The sequence below is a fragment of the Mycobacteriales bacterium genome, assembly GCA_030697205.1.
GTDB lineage: Bacteria > Actinomycetota > Actinomycetes > Mycobacteriales > SCTD01 > JAUYQP01.
Map to the genome: position 1 here is coordinate 39,092 of JAUYQP010000046.1, position 15,107 is coordinate 54,198.

The 15,107-nt window shown below is 74.1% G+C and carries 19 protein-coding genes; 6 read left to right on the top strand and 13 right to left on the bottom strand.

Annotated elements, in window-relative coordinates; translation table 11 throughout:
- Positions 1–21 precede the first annotated feature (21 nt).
- A complete protein-coding gene (locus tag Q8R60_14770) occupies positions 22–693 on the bottom strand; it encodes a cation transporter (protein MDP3713735.1) in 672 nt (223 codons plus the stop codon).
- On the bottom strand, positions 693–1,034 hold the full coding sequence (locus tag Q8R60_14775; GenBank protein MDP3713736.1) for a metalloregulator ArsR/SmtB family transcription factor: 342 nt from the start codon (positions 1,032–1,034) through the stop codon (positions 693–695). Before Q8R60_14775 ends, Q8R60_14770 begins: the two co-directional genes overlap by 1 nt.
- On the opposite strand from Q8R60_14775, the gene Q8R60_14780 reads away from it, so the two are divergent.
- The 5 genes from Q8R60_14780 to Q8R60_14800 all read left to right on the top strand — a co-directional run bounded on the left by Q8R60_14780 (position 1,035) and on the right by Q8R60_14800 (position 5,805).
- Entirely contained in the window at positions 1,035–1,835 is an 801-nt protein-coding gene (locus Q8R60_14780; protein ID MDP3713737.1) for an AraC family transcriptional regulator, read from the top strand.
- 54 nt (positions 1,836–1,889) lie between these two features.
- A complete protein-coding gene (locus Q8R60_14785; protein MDP3713738.1) occupies positions 1,890–2,639 on the top strand; it encodes a transglutaminase family protein in 750 nt (249 codons plus the stop codon).
- Between the two features lie 27 nt (positions 2,640–2,666).
- Positions 2,667–4,160 carry a hypothetical protein gene (locus tag Q8R60_14790; protein ID MDP3713739.1) on the top strand — a complete coding sequence of 498 codons (1,494 nt, stop codon included), beginning with the start codon at positions 2,667–2,669 and terminating at the stop codon, positions 4,158–4,160.
- Positions 4,161–4,252: 92 nt separating this feature from the next.
- Entirely contained in the window at positions 4,253–4,864 is a 612-nt protein-coding gene (locus Q8R60_14795; GenBank protein MDP3713740.1) for an adenylate/guanylate cyclase domain-containing protein, read from the top strand.
- Positions 4,865–4,914: 50 nt separating this feature from the next.
- The gene (locus Q8R60_14800) at positions 4,915–5,805 is read left to right on the top strand and encodes an exo-alpha-sialidase (protein ID MDP3713741.1); all 891 of its coding nucleotides are present in this window, start codon (positions 4,915–4,917) and stop codon (positions 5,803–5,805) included.
- On the opposite strand, the gene Q8R60_14805 is transcribed toward Q8R60_14800, so the two are convergent.
- The 10 genes from Q8R60_14805 to Q8R60_14850 form a co-directional block, all read right to left on the bottom strand.
- The gene (locus Q8R60_14805; GenBank protein MDP3713742.1) at positions 5,802–6,524 is read right to left on the bottom strand and encodes an SGNH/GDSL hydrolase family protein; all 723 of its coding nucleotides are present in this window, start codon (positions 6,522–6,524) and stop codon (positions 5,802–5,804) included. The genes Q8R60_14800 and Q8R60_14805 overlap by 4 nt on opposite strands.
- Positions 6,525–6,627: 103 nt before the next feature.
- A complete protein-coding gene (locus Q8R60_14810) occupies positions 6,628–7,233 on the bottom strand; it encodes a DUF305 domain-containing protein (GenBank protein ID MDP3713743.1) in 606 nt (201 codons plus the stop codon).
- A gap of 90 nt (positions 7,234–7,323) precedes the next feature.
- Complete coding sequence (locus Q8R60_14815) at positions 7,324–7,764, bottom strand: DUF6153 family protein (GenBank protein ID MDP3713744.1); 441 nt, start codon at positions 7,762–7,764, stop codon at positions 7,324–7,326.
- Positions 7,765–7,815: 51 nt separating this feature from the next.
- Complete coding sequence (locus Q8R60_14820) at positions 7,816–8,184, bottom strand: DUF2470 domain-containing protein (protein ID MDP3713745.1); 369 nt, start codon at positions 8,182–8,184, stop codon at positions 7,816–7,818.
- The gene (locus Q8R60_14825) at positions 8,184–11,003 is read right to left on the bottom strand and encodes a heavy metal translocating P-type ATPase (protein MDP3713746.1); all 2,820 of its coding nucleotides are present in this window, start codon (positions 11,001–11,003) and stop codon (positions 8,184–8,186) included. The genes Q8R60_14820 and Q8R60_14825 overlap by 1 nt, the downstream gene beginning before the upstream one ends.
- 14 nt (positions 11,004–11,017) lie before the next feature.
- The gene (locus Q8R60_14830; GenBank protein MDP3713747.1) at positions 11,018–11,395 is read right to left on the bottom strand and encodes a metalloregulator ArsR/SmtB family transcription factor; all 378 of its coding nucleotides are present in this window, start codon (positions 11,393–11,395) and stop codon (positions 11,018–11,020) included.
- Positions 11,396–11,451: 56 nt separating this feature from the next.
- Positions 11,452–12,882 carry a class I SAM-dependent methyltransferase gene (locus tag Q8R60_14835; protein ID MDP3713748.1) on the bottom strand — a complete coding sequence of 477 codons (1,431 nt, stop codon included), beginning with the start codon at positions 12,880–12,882 and terminating at the stop codon, positions 11,452–11,454.
- Entirely contained in the window at positions 12,879–13,058 is a 180-nt protein-coding gene (locus Q8R60_14840) for a hypothetical protein (protein ID MDP3713749.1), read from the bottom strand. Before Q8R60_14840 ends, Q8R60_14835 begins: the two co-directional genes overlap by 4 nt.
- A 36-nt stretch (positions 13,059–13,094) precedes the next feature.
- Positions 13,095–13,322 carry a hypothetical protein gene (locus tag Q8R60_14845; protein ID MDP3713750.1) on the bottom strand — a complete coding sequence of 76 codons (228 nt, stop codon included), beginning with the start codon at positions 13,320–13,322 and terminating at the stop codon, positions 13,095–13,097.
- Between the two features lie 69 nt (positions 13,323–13,391).
- The gene (locus Q8R60_14850; protein MDP3713751.1) at positions 13,392–13,697 is read right to left on the bottom strand and encodes a hypothetical protein; all 306 of its coding nucleotides are present in this window, start codon (positions 13,695–13,697) and stop codon (positions 13,392–13,394) included.
- Between the two features lie 76 nt (positions 13,698–13,773).
- On the opposite strand from Q8R60_14850, the gene Q8R60_14855 reads away from it, so the two are divergent.
- Entirely contained in the window at positions 13,774–14,079 is a 306-nt protein-coding gene (locus tag Q8R60_14855) for a thioredoxin family protein (GenBank protein ID MDP3713752.1), read from the top strand.
- Positions 14,080–14,737: 658 nt separating this feature from the next.
- Here Q8R60_14855 and Q8R60_14860 read toward each other — a convergent pair.
- Complete coding sequence (locus Q8R60_14860; protein MDP3713753.1) at positions 14,738–15,094, bottom strand: hypothetical protein; 357 nt, start codon at positions 15,092–15,094, stop codon at positions 14,738–14,740.
- Positions 15,095–15,107: the final 13 nt, after the last annotated feature.

Consider the following 15,107-nt stretch of genomic DNA (forward strand, 5'->3'; position numbering starts at 1 on the left):
TCGGGTGCCGCTGCGGCGGCGTTAGTCGTCGCAGCCCTTGTCGCAGACGAGCTCGCCCTCCCAAGCCTCCATGCCCTCCTTGACGGCGAACGCGGCGATGACGAACCCGGCGACGGGGTCGAGCCACGCCAGGCCGGTGATCGCGTAGAGCCCGAGGCCGAGCAGGGTGCTGACGGAGAGCAGGACGCAGATCTTGGTCTCGGCGGCGTCCGCGAGGATGAGCCGGTCCCCGCCGAGCTCGGCGCCGACCTTCTTCTTCTGCACCGCGAGCACGGGCATGACGATCAGGGACAGCGCAAGCAGGACCAGCCCGATCGTGCTGCTGTCGGGCTCCTCGCCGTCGAGCAGGCTCCGGACCCCCTCGATCACGACGTAGGCGGCGAGGACGAAGAAGGTCACGGCGACGGCCTTGAGGGCGCGCTTCTCCTTCTTCTCGTCTGCCTCGCCGTGGCGCAGCCGGGCGGACAGGCGCAGCGCGACGAGGAAGGCGGCCATCGACTCGATGCCGCTGTCCACGCCGAACCCGACGAGCGAGACGAGGCCGGCCATGATGCCGGCGGTGACGGCGACGGCTCCCTCGACGACGTTGTAGCCGACGGTGAACTGCGCGAGGCGCAGCCCCTTGCGGGTCAGCCGGTCGGTCTCCTTCGGGGAGAGCGCGGCGAGCGTGGCGTGGTCGGTGTGGGCGGCCATCAGGCGGTGTCCTGTCCGTAGGTGGGGCAGAGGCTCACGGCGTCGCCGGTCGCGGCCAGGAGCGTCTCGGCGGCGGCGAGGAGGTCGAGCAGCTCGGGCCTGGCGAGGGAGTAGAGGGAGGCACGGCCCTCGGCGCGGGCGGTGACCAGGCCGCAGTCGCGTAGGCACGACAGGTGTCCGCTGACGGTGGACTGGGCCAGCCCGAGGTGGGCGGTCAGGTCCACGACGCGGTGCTCGCCGAGGGCGAGGTGCCGGACGATCGCCAGGCGGGCGGGATCGGCAAGAGAGCGGAACAGGCACACCGCCGGGGTCGTGTCGGCTTCTTGGGCTATCATCGGCATATGGCGATGATAGGCCCGGGCAGGCCGGAACGGCAAGCGCCGTCCGCCGCCGGCTCCTGGTCCGGATCGGCCGTCCTCGCGCCGGGCCTGGTCCTGTACGCCGGCCCCGGCGGGACGGCCGCCGACCACGCCCACCACGCCATCCAGATGTTCTGGGCCCTCGACGGCCAGCTTGAGCTCGACGTCGGCGGCCAGGCCGTCACCACCACGTCGGCGCTCATCCCGGCGGGCCAGCGGCACGGCGTGCGGGCGGTCACGGGCCGCATCGTCCTGGCCCTCCTCGAGCCCCAAGGCCCCCGCGGACAGGCCCTCGCCCGGCGGGTCGCAGGGGCTGGGCCCGGCGCGGTGGCCTCCGCCGGGCCGGTGCCCCCGCCCGACGGCGACCTCGGGCCCGAGGCGCTGACGGCGTGGTTCGACGGCGCCCTGGCCCGCCTCGGCTGGCACGAGGAGCCGACGGCCCAGTCGCGTCACGTCCAGCGAGCGCTGGACTACGTCGACGCCAACCTCGACGGGATGCCGCGGCTGGCCGACGCCGCAGCCGCCGCGCATGTCTCGCCGAGCCGGCTCACCCACTCGTTCACCGAGGAGACCGGCATCCCGTTCCGCCGGTACGTCCTCTGGGCCCGCCTGCGCCGGGCGGTGCAGGAGGTCGGCGGCGGCGCGAACCTCACCGAGGCCGCCGTCCGCGCCGGGTTCAGCGACAGCGCGCACCTCAGCCGTACGTTCCGCGCCAACTTCGGGCTCCCGCCGTCGCTGCTCGCAGCGGGCATTGCCTTCGCCGGCACATTCGACCGGCCCTGAGGTCAGCCGCAACGTTCAAGCCCTGAGCGGCCCACGCTTCCTACCGTCGAACGCATGGACCGCTACCTGCGCCCGACCCGCCTGCTCGACCACCAGCACCCCGCGCTGCGCGCCCTCGCCGAGCGGCGCGGCTGGGCCCGCCTCGACCCCGCCGAGCGCGTCGGCGCGATCTACGGGTTCGTGCGGGACGACATCGCGTTCGGATACAACGCCTCCGACGACATCCCCGCCTCGCAGGTCCTGGCCGACGGCCTCGGGCAGTGCAACACCAAGACGACGCTGCTCATGGCGCTGCTGCGCGGCGCCGGCGTCCCGGTCCGGTTTCACGGAGCGACGATCCACAAGCGGCTGCAGAAGGGCGTCGTCACCGGCCTGATGTACCGCCTCGCACCGCGCGACATCATCCACAGCTGGGCCGAGGTGCAGGTCGACGGGCGGTGGGTCGGGCTGGAGGGAGTCATCCTCGACGACCGCTACCTCGACGGCGTCCGCGCCTCGAACCCCACTGCGGCTGGCGAGTTCCTCGGCTACGCCGTCGGCACCGACAACCTCGCCTCGCCCCCGGTGGAGTGGACCGGCGCCGACACCTACATCCAGGCGACCGGGATCAACAACGACTTCGGCGCCTACGACGATCCCGACGCGTTCTACGCCGAGCACGGCACGAACCTCCGCGGCCTGCGCGGCTGGGTGTTCCGGCACCGCGTCCGCCCGGCGATGAACCGCAAGGTCGCCGCCGTCCGCGCTTGCGCGCTCACCGCCGCGGACGCCGCCGGCTGCGCCACGTCGCCCGCCGCCCGCTGAGCCGACGACGAAGCCAGGAGGGACATCGTGCTGAACGCGCTACGGACGGGCCGGGATGCGACGACGGTGCCGGTCGGGCTCGGGCTGCTCGCTGGGGCCGGTTCGGCGGCAGCGCTGCTCGCGACGTACTGGGACGACAGTTGGCACACCGACAAGGGCCGGGACGACTTCGCGATCCCGCCGCACTTGCTCCTGTACGGCGGCGTCCTGGTCGCCTCCCTGGCCGTCGCCGCGTGGGGGCTGATGGCGTGGCGCCGCGCCGGCTGGGGCGTCGGCGGCGTCCGCTCCGTCCTCGGGGACCCGGCGCTGCTGCTCGCCGGGATCGGCGGCGCGACGACCCTCGCGAGCGGCCCGGTCGACGCGGCCTGGCACGAGATCTACGGCAGGGACGCCGTCATTTGGTCGCCGCCGCACCTCACCGCCGTCCTGGGCACCCTCGCCCTGTCCGTCGGCCTGCTCGCCGGGCTTCGCCTGGCGCAGGGCCGCGCCGGCGCCCTGGCGCGGCTGCTCGCCGCCGCCGGAGTCATCGGGACGCTGCAGGTCCCCGTGCTGGAGTACGACAGCGACGTCCCGCAGTTCTCGGTCCTGTGGTTCCTGCCCGTCGCCGCCCTCGGGGTCTGCGCCGCCGTCGCGCTGCTCAACGACCTCCTGCCCGGCCCCCGAGAGGCAGTCGGCGCCGCAGTCGTCTATACGCTCCTGCGCGCCGGGACCGTCGCGTTCCTCGCCGCGGCCGGGTTCTCCCTCACCCTCGTCCCGCCGGTCGTCGTTGCCTTCGCGCTCGCCGCGCTGCTCCGCGACAAGGGGCCGGTCCTGCGGCTCATCCTGCTCGGCGCCGCTGTGCCGCTGGTGTGGTGGCCGTTCCTGCGGCTCCAGGCCGACGTCACCACCCTCGTCCCGCTGGCGTTGCTCCCAGGGTCGGTCGCGCTCGGGGCCCTCGCGGGGCTGCTGGTCGCCCTGGCGCACGGCGACCTGCGCCTCTCCCGCGCGGCGGCGGCGCGGACGGCGGTCGTCGTCGCAGCGCTCGCGCTGGCGGTCGGCGCGGTCCCCGGCCAGGACGCGGCATGGGCGCACGACCCCGGCCAGGGCGAGCAGCTCCGCGAGGGCGAGCTGACCGTTGCGCGCGAGGGCGGGACCGCCCGGATCACGATGGAGCTCCCCGGCGCGTGCGACGGGCTGACCGCCGGCGGGGCTGTCGCCCGACGGGCCGGCCAGGCGCTGCACGGTCCGCTGCGCGTCGAGGACGCGCCCGGCGGCTGTCGCCTTGACGGCACGGTCGACGGGCTCGGCGAGGGCCGGTGGTTCGTCTACGCCGAGGCCCGCGACGACGACGGCACCGCCCTGGAGGCGTGGCTGCCCGCCGCACCGGGCGAGACCGACACCGAGGTCCGCCCGCTCTACGCGCCGCCGGTCGCGGCGGACGCCGGCACCCGCAACGCCGCCGGCGCCGCGCTCCTGGCCGTCTGCGCGGCCCTGCTAGTGGCGTGCCTGCGGCTGGCCCGCCGCTCTCGCGCCTTCGCGTGACCGCGGCGACGACGTGGGCCGAGCGAGCCGATGATGGCGAGGTGACCGACCACGCAGGACGGCGACGGCGTGCTTGGCGGTGCGTCGCGTTCGTGGACCTGGCCGGGTTCACCGCGATGACGCAGGCGCACGGCGACGACTACGCCGCCGACGTCCACGACGCGTTCGTCGGCGCACTCGACGCCGCCTGCACGGCCACCCTCGACGTCGAGTGCGTGAAGCACCTCGGCGATGGCGCCCTGCTGGTCTCGCCGTCCGCCGCTGGGATGCTCGCGGCGCTGCGCGCAGGCGTAGAGCAGCAGGGCGACGCCGAGCTCTGCCTCCGCGTGAGGGCGGGGGTGCACTGCGGGCCGGTGCTGCTGGTCCGAACCGCGCACGGCGACGACGTGCTCGGCCACACGGTCAACGTCGCCGCCAGGCTCGCCGGGATCGCCGCGCCCGGAGAGCTGCTCATGACCGCCGCCGCCGTCGCCGAGGCGGGCACGACCGCTTGCGACGCTGTGCCGCTCGGCGCCCGTCCGCTGCGGCACATCGCGGGCCCGATCGAGGCTTGGTCGCTCCCGCTCGGGACGCAGGACGGCCTCATCGACCCGGTCTGCCACATGACGGTCGGGCCCGGCTCGATCGCCGCCGCGGCCGCGGGCCGCGAGTGGCTGTTCTGCTCGGAGGGATGCCGCGACGCGTTCCTCGCAGGGCACCGCTGACAGTGCCCAGCCGCCAGGACGCGCGGCCCGGGCCCGCCTACGCTCGGGAAGTGCGCACCCGAGCCCGCCGCGCCGCCGCGGCCCTGCTGCCCCTGCTGCTCGCCGGCTGCTCCGCCGGGACCGACCGGGCCGCCGTCGGGGCAGGGCCGCTCCCGCCGCTCGACGTCGAGACCGGCGTCGTGCACGTCCACGGCCTCGGGGTCGATCCGGGCGACGGGACGCTGTACGCAGCGACGCACTCCGGCCTCTTCAAGATCCCCGAGCAGGGCGACGCCGAGCGGGTCGCGAACCGGGCGCAGGACACGATGGGTTTCTCCGTCGTCGGCCCCGGTCGGTTCATCGGCTCGGGCCACCCCGACTTCCGCGAGGACGACGTCCGCCCGCCGCTGCTCGGGCTGATCGAGAGCGACGACGCCGGCGTGACGTGGGACCGGATCAGCCTGCACGGCGCGGCCGACTTCCACGCCCTGGCTGCCGCGCACGGCCAGGTCTACGGCTACGACTCCACGTCCGGCACCTTCATGGTCACCGAGGACAAGAAGGAGTGGGACCGCCGGTCACGTCTCCAGCTGCTCGCTTTCGCGGTCGACCCCGCCGACCCCGAGAAGGTCGTCGCGACGACGCCGCAGGGGCCGCAGCTCAGCGTCGACGGCGGCAGGACGTGGACGTCGCTCGCCGGCGCGCCGTCGCTCGCGGTGGTGGCGTGGCAGCAGGGCGCAGGTTTGTTCGGCGTCGCCGGGGACGGGACGGTCCACCGGTCGGGCGACGGCGGGGCGTCTTGGCAGCGGAGCGGGTCTGCGGGCGGCGAGCCGGAGGCCCTGGCGGTCGACGCGGTCGCCGGGAAGCCGCGGCTGCACGTCGCGGTCGCCGGCAGGGGGATCGTCGTCAGCGGGGACGGCGGCAGGACGTTCACGACGCGGTACGCCGAGGCCGGCGGCTAGAGCCGAGCGGCGTCGTCGGCCATCGCGTGCCAGAACGCGTCGGCCCAGACCCGGTGGCCGCGGTCGTTCGGGTGGAACCAGTCCGCGGCGAACTGCGTGAGCATCGCCTTCCAGCCCTGGGCCTTGAGAGCGGCGTGCAGCCCCACGGGCCGCAGCCCCTCCTCCGCGGCGGCCTGTCGGAGCAGGGCGGCGGCCTGGTCGGCGTCGCGCTCCCATCGTCCGTGCATGAAGTACGGCGCGTCGGCGACGTAGGTCCCGTCGGGGAGCGCTGAGGCGAGGCGGTCGGCCTCGCGGGCGAACGTGGCTCGGTCGTAGGCGCGGACGTCGTTCCCGCCGATCGCAACGGTGATCACGTCCGGCGTCCTGCCCAGCGCGGCGAGGGCAGGTAGCTGGGTGTCGAGGACGTCCTTGATGCGGGCGCCGCTCTTGCTGAGGTTTACGACTTCGACGGGCTTGCCGGTGCTGTCGCGGAGCCGATCGGCGAGCAGGCTGACGTAGCCGTGCTGCGGGTCGCTTGCACCGACCGCCTGCGCGGCGCTGTCGCCGAGCGCGACGTACAGCAGCCCGCCGGTCTCCCCTTGAGGCTGGGACCAGTAGTCAGCGTTCGAGCGGGCCCCGAGCGCGACCTGGCCGAGCTTGACGGCCCAGACGGCACCGAGGACGAGGACGGCGGCGAGCAGGGCGGCTGCGACGGGGTGCCTCCTGATCCGTGCGGTCATCGGGGCCCTCCTGCCTCACCGTCCCCCGCCCCGGCCCGAGAAGCCAGGGCCGCAGATCCCGCCGCTCGGGCGCCGACCAGCGGTCCGCGCCCGAGCCGCAGGGCTACAGGTCCTTGAGCAGGGCCTGCATCTCGGCGATCTCCGCCTGCTGGGCGGTCTTGATCCTCTTCGCGAGCTCGATCGCGGGCTCGTACTGGCCGTCGGCGATCTCGGTGTCGCTCGCCTCGATGGCGCCCTGGTGGTGCTTGACCATGCCTTCGAGGTAGAGCCGGGCCGCGTCGGTGCCCGTCGCGTCCATGAGCGCGGCCATCTCGTCCTCGCTCATCATCCCGCCGTGCCCGGCCATCCCGGCGCTGTGCCCGCCGCTGTGGCCGCCCTCGGCGGGCTCCTCGCCGAGGTCTTCAAGCATCGTCTTCATCTGCTCGATCTCGGGCGACTGCGCGTCCTTGATCTGGTTCGCGATGGCGGCGACCTCGGCGGGCGGGTCCGCCGCGAGGACCATCTCGCTCATCTCGACGGCCTGCTCGTGGTGCGGCGTCATGCCGACCAGGAACGCGACGTCGGCGTCGTTGCCCTTCGCGGTCTCGGCGCTGGTGCCGCCGCCGTTGTTGCCGGTGCTGCCGGCGGTGTCGTTGCCGCCGTTGCCGCAGGCGGTGAGGACGAGCGCGGACGCGAGGATCGCGGACGCGGTGAGGTGGCGCTTGTTCATGGTGGTGCTCCGTTCAGGGTGTCTGAGGTCAGGGGGGACGTGCCGGTCGTGCCGTCGGCGCCCGACGGCGGGGGCGCGGGGGCGGTCGGCCTACGTCCTGCTGACGCAGAGCTCCTTCACGGGGTCGGGCGGTCGGGGGACGGTCTCGGGCGGCGCCCTCTCGACGAGGCGGTGCCGGGGCGGTGTCGCGAGGAGCGGCGCGCGGCGGTCGGCGAGCAGCACCGCGAGCAGCGCAGCGCCGGTCAGCACCGCTAGGCAGAGCACCGCCAGGTCCGGGCAGTCGTCGTCGCAGCCGGAGCCCGCGGGCGCGGCCACCGCGGCGGCTTCGGGCACGACGGCCGGGACGGCTGCGTGCTGGTGCTGCTCGGGAGCGGTCGTCGCGGCCTGGTGCTGCGCGGCGTCGCGTGGGGTGGCGGTCGTGGCGGCTGAGGCGTGGTGGGTGCTGGCGAGGCCGTGCATCGCGAGGAGCCCGAGCAGGACGGCGAGCACCGCGAGGGCGCGCGTCGCAGCGCGAGCCCCGGGTGCCGTCATGCCCATGCTTGTCACGGTAGGTCTCCTGCCCAGGTGTCGCCGGTCGAGGCGCTAGTGCTGCGCGGCGCTGCCGTGCGGTCCGCGTCCGCCGCCGGCCATCTGCTCCTCCAGCGACGTCAGCGGCACAGACCCGTCGTCGGGCAGCCCCGCGCGGGTCGCCTTGAGCAGCGCCCCGATACGCCCGCGCACGTCCGGCCCGTCCGGCAGGGCCAGCCGCAGCACGACCTCGCCGTCCGGCGTGGTCGCCGTGAGCGTCAGGCCATCGTCGTCGGCGCCGGTCAGCTCGGCGGCGGCCGCGTCGGGCCTGCCGCCCGGGGCGTGCCGGGCCAGGAGCAGGACCGTCGTCGGGTGCTGGCCGTTGAGATGCCGGGCCAGGTTCGCGGACTGCCGCACCGCCCGGTCCCCGTCGCCGTCAGCCATCAGCCGCGAGTCCGGGCGGTCTGGCGGGCCGTCGTCGCGGTCCCGGCGGTCGGTGGGACGTCGGCGGCGACGACGGGCGGCGTGAAGGCGTTGAGGCGCGCGGCGTTCAGGACGACGCTGATGCTCGACAGGGCCATCGCCCCGGCGGCGATCATCGGCGACAGCAGCGCGCCGGTGAACGGGTAGAGCAGCCCGGCGGCGATCGGGATGGCGGCGGCGTTGTAGCCGAACGCCAGGACGAGGTTCTGCCGGATGTTGCGCATCGTCGCGCGGGACAGCGCGACGGCGGTGACCAAGCCCTTGAGCTCGCCGGACATGAGGGTCACGTCAGCGGCCTCGATCGCGACGTCGGTGCCGGTGCCGATGGCGACGCCGACGTCGGCCTGGGCGAGCGCGGGGCTGTCGTTGATGCCGTCGCCGACCATCGCGACGACCTTGCCCTCGTCCTGCAGCGCGCGGACCTCTGCGGCCTTCTGGTCCGGCAGGACCTCCGCGAGGACGCGGGTGATGCCGACCTGCCGGGCGACGGCGTTCGCGGTCCGCGGGTTGTCCCCGGTGATCATCACGACTTCCAGGCCCATGTCCTGCAGTCTGCGGATAGCGGCCTTGCTGTCCGGCCGGACGGTGTCGGCGACGGCGACGAGCCCGGCGGCCTTGCCGTCGACGGCGACGTACATCGGGGTCTTGCCCTCGTCGGCGAGCCGGTCGGCGTGCGCGTCGAGCCCTGCCGTGTCGATGCTCGCGTCGCGCAGGAGCCGGGCGTTGCCGATGAGCAGCTCGCGCCCGTCGACGGTGGCGCGGACGCCCTTGCCGGTGACCGAGTCGAACGTCGTGACCGCCGGCAGGTCCAGGCCCTGGTCGCGGGCGCCCGTGACGATCGCCGACGCGAGGGGGTGCTCGCTGTCGACCTCGGCGGCGGCGACCAGGCGGAGCAGCTCGTCCTCGTCCTGCCCGTCGACGGTGACGACGTCTGTGAGCGAGGGCTTGCCGCGGGTGATGGTGCCGGTCTTGTCGAGCACGATCGTGTGGAGCTTGTGCGCGGTTTCTAGCGCCTCGGCGCTCTTGACCAGGACACCGGACTGCGCGCCCTTCCCGGTAGCGACCATGATCGACAGCGGTGTCGCGAGGCCGAGCGCGCACGGGCACGCGATGATCAGGACGCTGACGGTCGCGACGACCGCGAGCGGGAGCTCCGGCCCGAGGACGAACCACAGGACGAACGTCGCGACGGCCAGGAACAGCACCGCCGGGACGAAGTAGCTCGACACCTTGTCCACGACCCGCTGGATCGGGGCCTTGGACGTCTGGGCCTCCTGGACGAGCCTGATGATCTGCGCCAGCGCCGTGTCGCTGCCGACGCGGGTGGCGCGCATCGTGAACGCGCCGGTCTGGTTGACCGTCGCGCCGATCAGCTCGTCGCCGGCGGCCTTGGCGACCGGGACGCTCTCGCCGGTCACCATCGACTCGTCCACGTTCGAGGTGCCCGTGACGAGCTCGCCGTCGACGGGGATCTTCTCGCCCGGCTTCACCTTGAGCTGGTCGCCGACCTTCACGTCCGCGACCGGGATCTCGACCTCCAGGCCGTCGCGGACGACCCGTGCGGTGGCCGGGACGAGCCCGACGAGGGCGCGGATCGCGTCGCCGGTGCCGGCGCGGGCCCGGGCCTCGACGAGGCGCCCGAGCAGGATGACCGTGACGATGAACGAGACGACCTCGTAGTAGACCTCCCGCGTGTCTTCGGGCAATACGTCAGGGACGACGGTCGCGACGACGCTGTAGCCGAACGCGGCGAGGGTGCCGAGCGCGATGAGGCTGTTCATCTCGGCGCTGCGGTTGCGCAGGGCCCGCCAGCCGGTGGCGTGGATGGGCCAGCCGATCCAGAGGAACACCGGCAGCGTCAGGGCGAGCTGGACCCACCGGTTCATCAGGACATCCGGCACGTACTGCTCTCCGAACAGGCCCATCACCATCGCCGCGTACAGCACCGGGGCCGTGAGCAGCGCGCCCAGGCCGACGCGGATCTTGAGGTCCTTGACCTCGGCCTTGCGGTCGGCGGCCTCGGCGTCCTCGGTGCTCTCGCTGCCCGGCTCGGCGCGGAGCCGTGCCTTAAAGCCGGTGGCCTTCGCGACGGCGTCGGTGAGCGAGTCGGCGGTCGTGATGTCGGGGTCGTACATGACGACGGCTCGTTCCATGCCGAAGTTCACCTGGGCGCTCTCGACGCCGGGAAGGGCCTGCAGGCTGGCCTCGGCGCGGGCGACGTCGGTCGGCAGGCTCCGGAGAGCGCCGGGCAGCGCGAACTCCGCGCGCTCGCGGGCCGGGCCGGCGTCCAGCCGCGGTCCTACGCCGACCGCGCGGGCGGTCTCATGCCCGGCGCCGTGCTGGTGCGCGTCGGCGGCCGGCGTCGTGCTGCGCTCGGGGGCGCCGCCGCCGTCGGCGCTGCTGCTTGGGGCCTCGGCGATGAGGGTGCCGTGGAGCATGTTCATGCCGCAGGCCCAGGAGTACTCGCCCGGCTCGGTGATGTCGAGGTCGAGCACGGTGGTGCCGAACGCGGCCAGCGACGCGCTCTTGCGCAGATCCGGGAACACGACCCGGGCGGAGCAGTCGCTGTTCTCCTGCCGGTCGAAGCGCAACCGGACAGGCTTGCCGGCCTCGACGGTGACGCGGTTCGGGGAGTAGCCGCCCCGGACCGTGATGTCGACGACCTGCCGGCCCCCTTCGAGCTGGGCGCCGACGGCCTTGCGCGGTGCGAAGAAGTACCAGGCGAGCGCGGCGATGACGGCGATGCCGCCGATGACGACGGCGATCTCAGTGGCGTTCATGAACGCTCCTCTTGTTAGTCGTCGGTGTCGGCGACGGTGCGGGACAGGTCGACCAGGGCGCGCAGGCAGTGGTCGCGAAGCGGCTCGGGGAAGCCGTGGGAGAGGCGGTAGTAGACGACCCGACCGTCCTTGCGGGTGCTGACCAGCCCGGCGGTCCGCAGGACGCGCAGGGCGTAACCGACGGAGTCCTCGGTCGCCTCCAGCGCCAGCGACAGGTCGCCGACGCAGAGCTCGTCGACCAGGTCCAGGGCGTAGAGGATCCGGGCGCGGGTCGGGTCCGCGAGCAGCCCCAGGAGCCCGGCGAGGCGCCCGGCCTCCTCGGTGTCGATGAGCCGGGCCTTCGCGGCGGCGACCCGTTTCGGGTCCACGGGGTGGGCGTGGTCTGTCGCCATGCGGACCTCCTTCCTCTCCATCCGTACAACCGTGCGACCGCACGGATGTTCCAGCGCTAGCTGGACCGTTCCGCCGGCAAAGCGCCCTGCGTCGCGGCGGCGGCGACGGTGCAGCACTTCCCGAGCAGCACCACGGTGGCCGCCCCGGAGCCGAACGAGCTCCGTCGCGACGTGGCGCAGTCGTGGAACGGCGTCTGCTCATCGCGTAGGAAGTGACCGGCGAACAGCGCGTGCACGACCGCCCGCGTCGGGCCGGTGCGCCACCGGTCCCGGCGTCGGACCGGCCTTGAGCAGAACGAGTACGCGACGAGGCCGCCGGGCCGCAGCACGCGGAGCATCTCGGTGACGGCGGCTGCGGGGTCGTCGACGGTCTCGATGACCCAGGCGGACATGACGACGTCGAACGTGCCGTCGGGGAACGGCAACGCCTGCACCGACGCGACGGCGCGTGGGTCGTGCAGGTCGGCGGCGCGGGCGAGCATCCCCGGCGAGACGTCGACCAGCACGGGGTGCACGTCCGGGAGGGCCCGCGCAAGCCGTCGGGACAGGGCCCCGGTGCCGGCGCCGGCGTCGAGCACCAGCGGGCGCCCGGCGTCGGTGCTGCCGGCGGCGGCGCGGATGACCGCTTGGAGCATCGCCTGCTCGGCGGCGCGGCCCGCGACGAGGAGCCAGAGCCGCCTCCAGTACCGGTCGTACCGCCCGGCGACCCGCTCGTACGTCGACAGCACCTGCGCCGACCGGTCCGTGTCGCCGCCGGACCCGGCCTTCGGGGCGAGCCGTCCGCGGGCGGCGTCGAGGAGGTCCTGCGCGCGCCACAGGACGGTCCGGGGCGGGTAGAGGAACGGGCAGCCGCTGCCTCGGCTCGGCAGGTCCTGGAGCGTTTCGGTCAGTCCGCCGGCGGCGAGCAGGCCGTCTTGGAACGTCCGGCAGGTGTCGTGCACGCTGCGCCGGGTCCACGCCCACCGCCACTCGCCGCGGTAGCCGTCGGCGTACGCCTGGAGCCGCGCCACGACCTCGGCGTCGGTGATCGGCTCGACGAGGACGGGGTGGAACGAGTGCGCCGCGTGCCGCCCGTGCTGCGGGTCGCGCTGCCAGGTCCCCTTGCGTCCGACGAGGCCGGTGCCGTTGAGGACGCCGTCGGTGCCGTGCGCGAGCTGGCGCACGCCGACGGGGATCTCGCGCGGCCACCAGCCCCAGCTCCGCTCGCCCGCCTCGACCCACCAGTGGCCGTAAAGGTCGAGCCACTGCGGGTTGTCGCGCTTCACGGTCACCGTCAGCAGCGTCCGGGGCGCGCCGTACGTCGTCTCCACGCCCTCGGGCTCCGGGACGGTTGGACCGAGTGCTGGGGCCTCGGCACGGCGGCGCAGGGTGGCCCCGGTGCCGCGCAGGTTCGCCGCCCGCAGGCGGGACCTGGCGCGGAGCCTGCGGGCCCGGCGGCGCAGCGCCCGCGGCACCAGCGGGCGCCGGGCCGTGGCCGGGCGCGTCACGGTTTCGGGTCTCCCTTGCCCTTGCGGCCCTTCTTGTCGCGCATGCCCTTGCGGTCCTTCTTGCTGCCGCCCCCCTCGGGCTTGCTGTCCTTCTGGACGCCGTGGGCGTGCCGGCGGGCGTCCCGGAGCTGCTTGCCCGTCGGGTCGGGCGACTGGTCGGGGTGGGTCTCGCTCATGCGGTCCTCCTGGGTCGAGCCGGGTGGCGTGCTCGATCAGTGGTGCATGCAGTGCATGGCGCTCATGTCGTGCGTGGCGGCCGGGCCGCGGTGGTGGCTCGGGTTGTGCGCTCCGGTGAAGCCGGCGTGCTGCGCGCAGGACGAGACGTGCGAGCCGAACGGCTTGGCGGGCGGCTCTGCGGTGGCAGGTCCGGCGCCGACGACGAGCGCGAGCGGGACGACCAGTACCGAGCTGATGAGGAGCGAGAGACGGGGGGTGTTCATGGCGACCTCCGGGGTCTGCCTGGGACGTGCCGGGCGGCCCTGCGGGAAGCCCCCGCGGGCCGGCGTCCGCTACCTGTGCGCGTGCGTCAGGCCGTCGTCGTGCGTGTGCTCCGGCGGGACGGGTGCGGGCGCGGCGGCCATGCCGCGCATGCCCCACATCATCCAGACCATCATCGCGACGCAGGCCGCGGGCCAGAGCAGGAACAGCCAGCCGCCGACGTTGCCGGTCAGGACCAGCACGGCTCCCACCGCGACGATGCCGAGCAGCCAGTACGGGTGCTTGTCGTGGTTCATGGAGACCAACCCCTTCGGGGTTCGTCGTTCGGGCCCGGTGCCGGCGGGACGGGCCTGCCGGTCGTTCGGGCTCGCCCTCATCGTGCACCCGTACGGCTGCGCGGGCATGGGCCGAAGGTCCCGACCGCGACGTCCCGTAGTTGCGTACCGTCGGGGCGTGAAGGTCGAGCTGCTGTGGTTCTCCGGCTGCCCCAACTGGCAGGAGACCGACGCCCGGCTCCGCCAGGCGCTGCCGCTGGCCGGCGTCGACGCCGACGTCGCGCTCGTCGAGGTGACGACGCCCGAAGACGCCGAGCGGCTCAGGTTCCGCGGTTTGCCGACGGTTCTGCTCGACGGCACGGACCCCTTCGCCGAGGAGGACGACCCGGTCGGGCTGTCCTGCCGGGTCTTCCGGACCCCCGACGGACTGCGCGGCGCGCCGACCGTCCAGCAGCTCGTCGAAGCGCTCGACGGCGCCCGGTGACCGCGCCGACGAGGGCGACCGTGCCGTGCGGCTGCTGCGCGAGGCCGATGCCGCGGTCGAAGGTGGCCGAGCTCGGGAGCACGCCCGGGGTGTTCCTGTGCCGCAGGTGCGCGGTCTGGGCGCTGTTCCGGTCGTTCCGCCGGTAGATCAGTCGGTCACCCGGCGGGCGGGTCCGCTAGCACCTCGTGGACACGCTCGCCCGCCGGCGGCAGCAGGTGGATAGTGGCCGGGTCGCCCCGCACGTCTTGCCCGATGGCGTGGTCCGGGTTCCGCCTCCACGTGATTGCACCCGCCCCGGTGTAATCGCGTCCGTCGCGCACCGATCCGACCTGTCCAGGAGCGCCGGTTACGGCCGTTGGGGCCGGAGGTCCCGGCCGCCCGCAGCGATCTGCTCGTGCAGGCCTTCAGGTAGCAACAACGTCATGACCTACTACATCAAGTCGGGTGGACGTCCGGCGCCGATCTGCACGATCCAGCACCCGCGGCAAGGCCTCCTCCACACATGCAGCCGAGCGCTTCGCGGGTCCTTCAGGTGCGGCCATGACGCCGGACGTCCACGCGTCAGGAAGTTAGACCGGATCCGAGAGCCTCGGGGAGGGCCTGTGGACAACCTGGCATCGGGATCCGAGAGCGCCCCGGGGGCGAGGGCGCAGAGACGTCACTGCCGGTGCCGCGCTCTACGGTCGCCGTCGTAGTGCCGCTGGCACAGCCCCATGGTCACGACGTCGGCGGTGCAGTCGGCGGCTGCGCACGAGCCGGTCGCCGGCACCCGCGCCGGTCGGAAGATGGCGGGTCCGGGTTCGCCGGTTCGGCGGACTCGGTCGTAGTGACCGCGGCACAGCCCGTGCTGGCTGTGTGGCCGGCCGCAGCCGTTGACGCCGCACACGCCGCGCCCAGGTCGACCCGGGTGGGTCGCGTCGCCGTACTTCTCCCAACGGTCGTAGTGGGACCGGCACCACCCCCGCGCCACGACCGGCTGCCCGCACCTCGGGATGGAGCAGGCGCGGTCGCTCACGCGCTCATCCTGC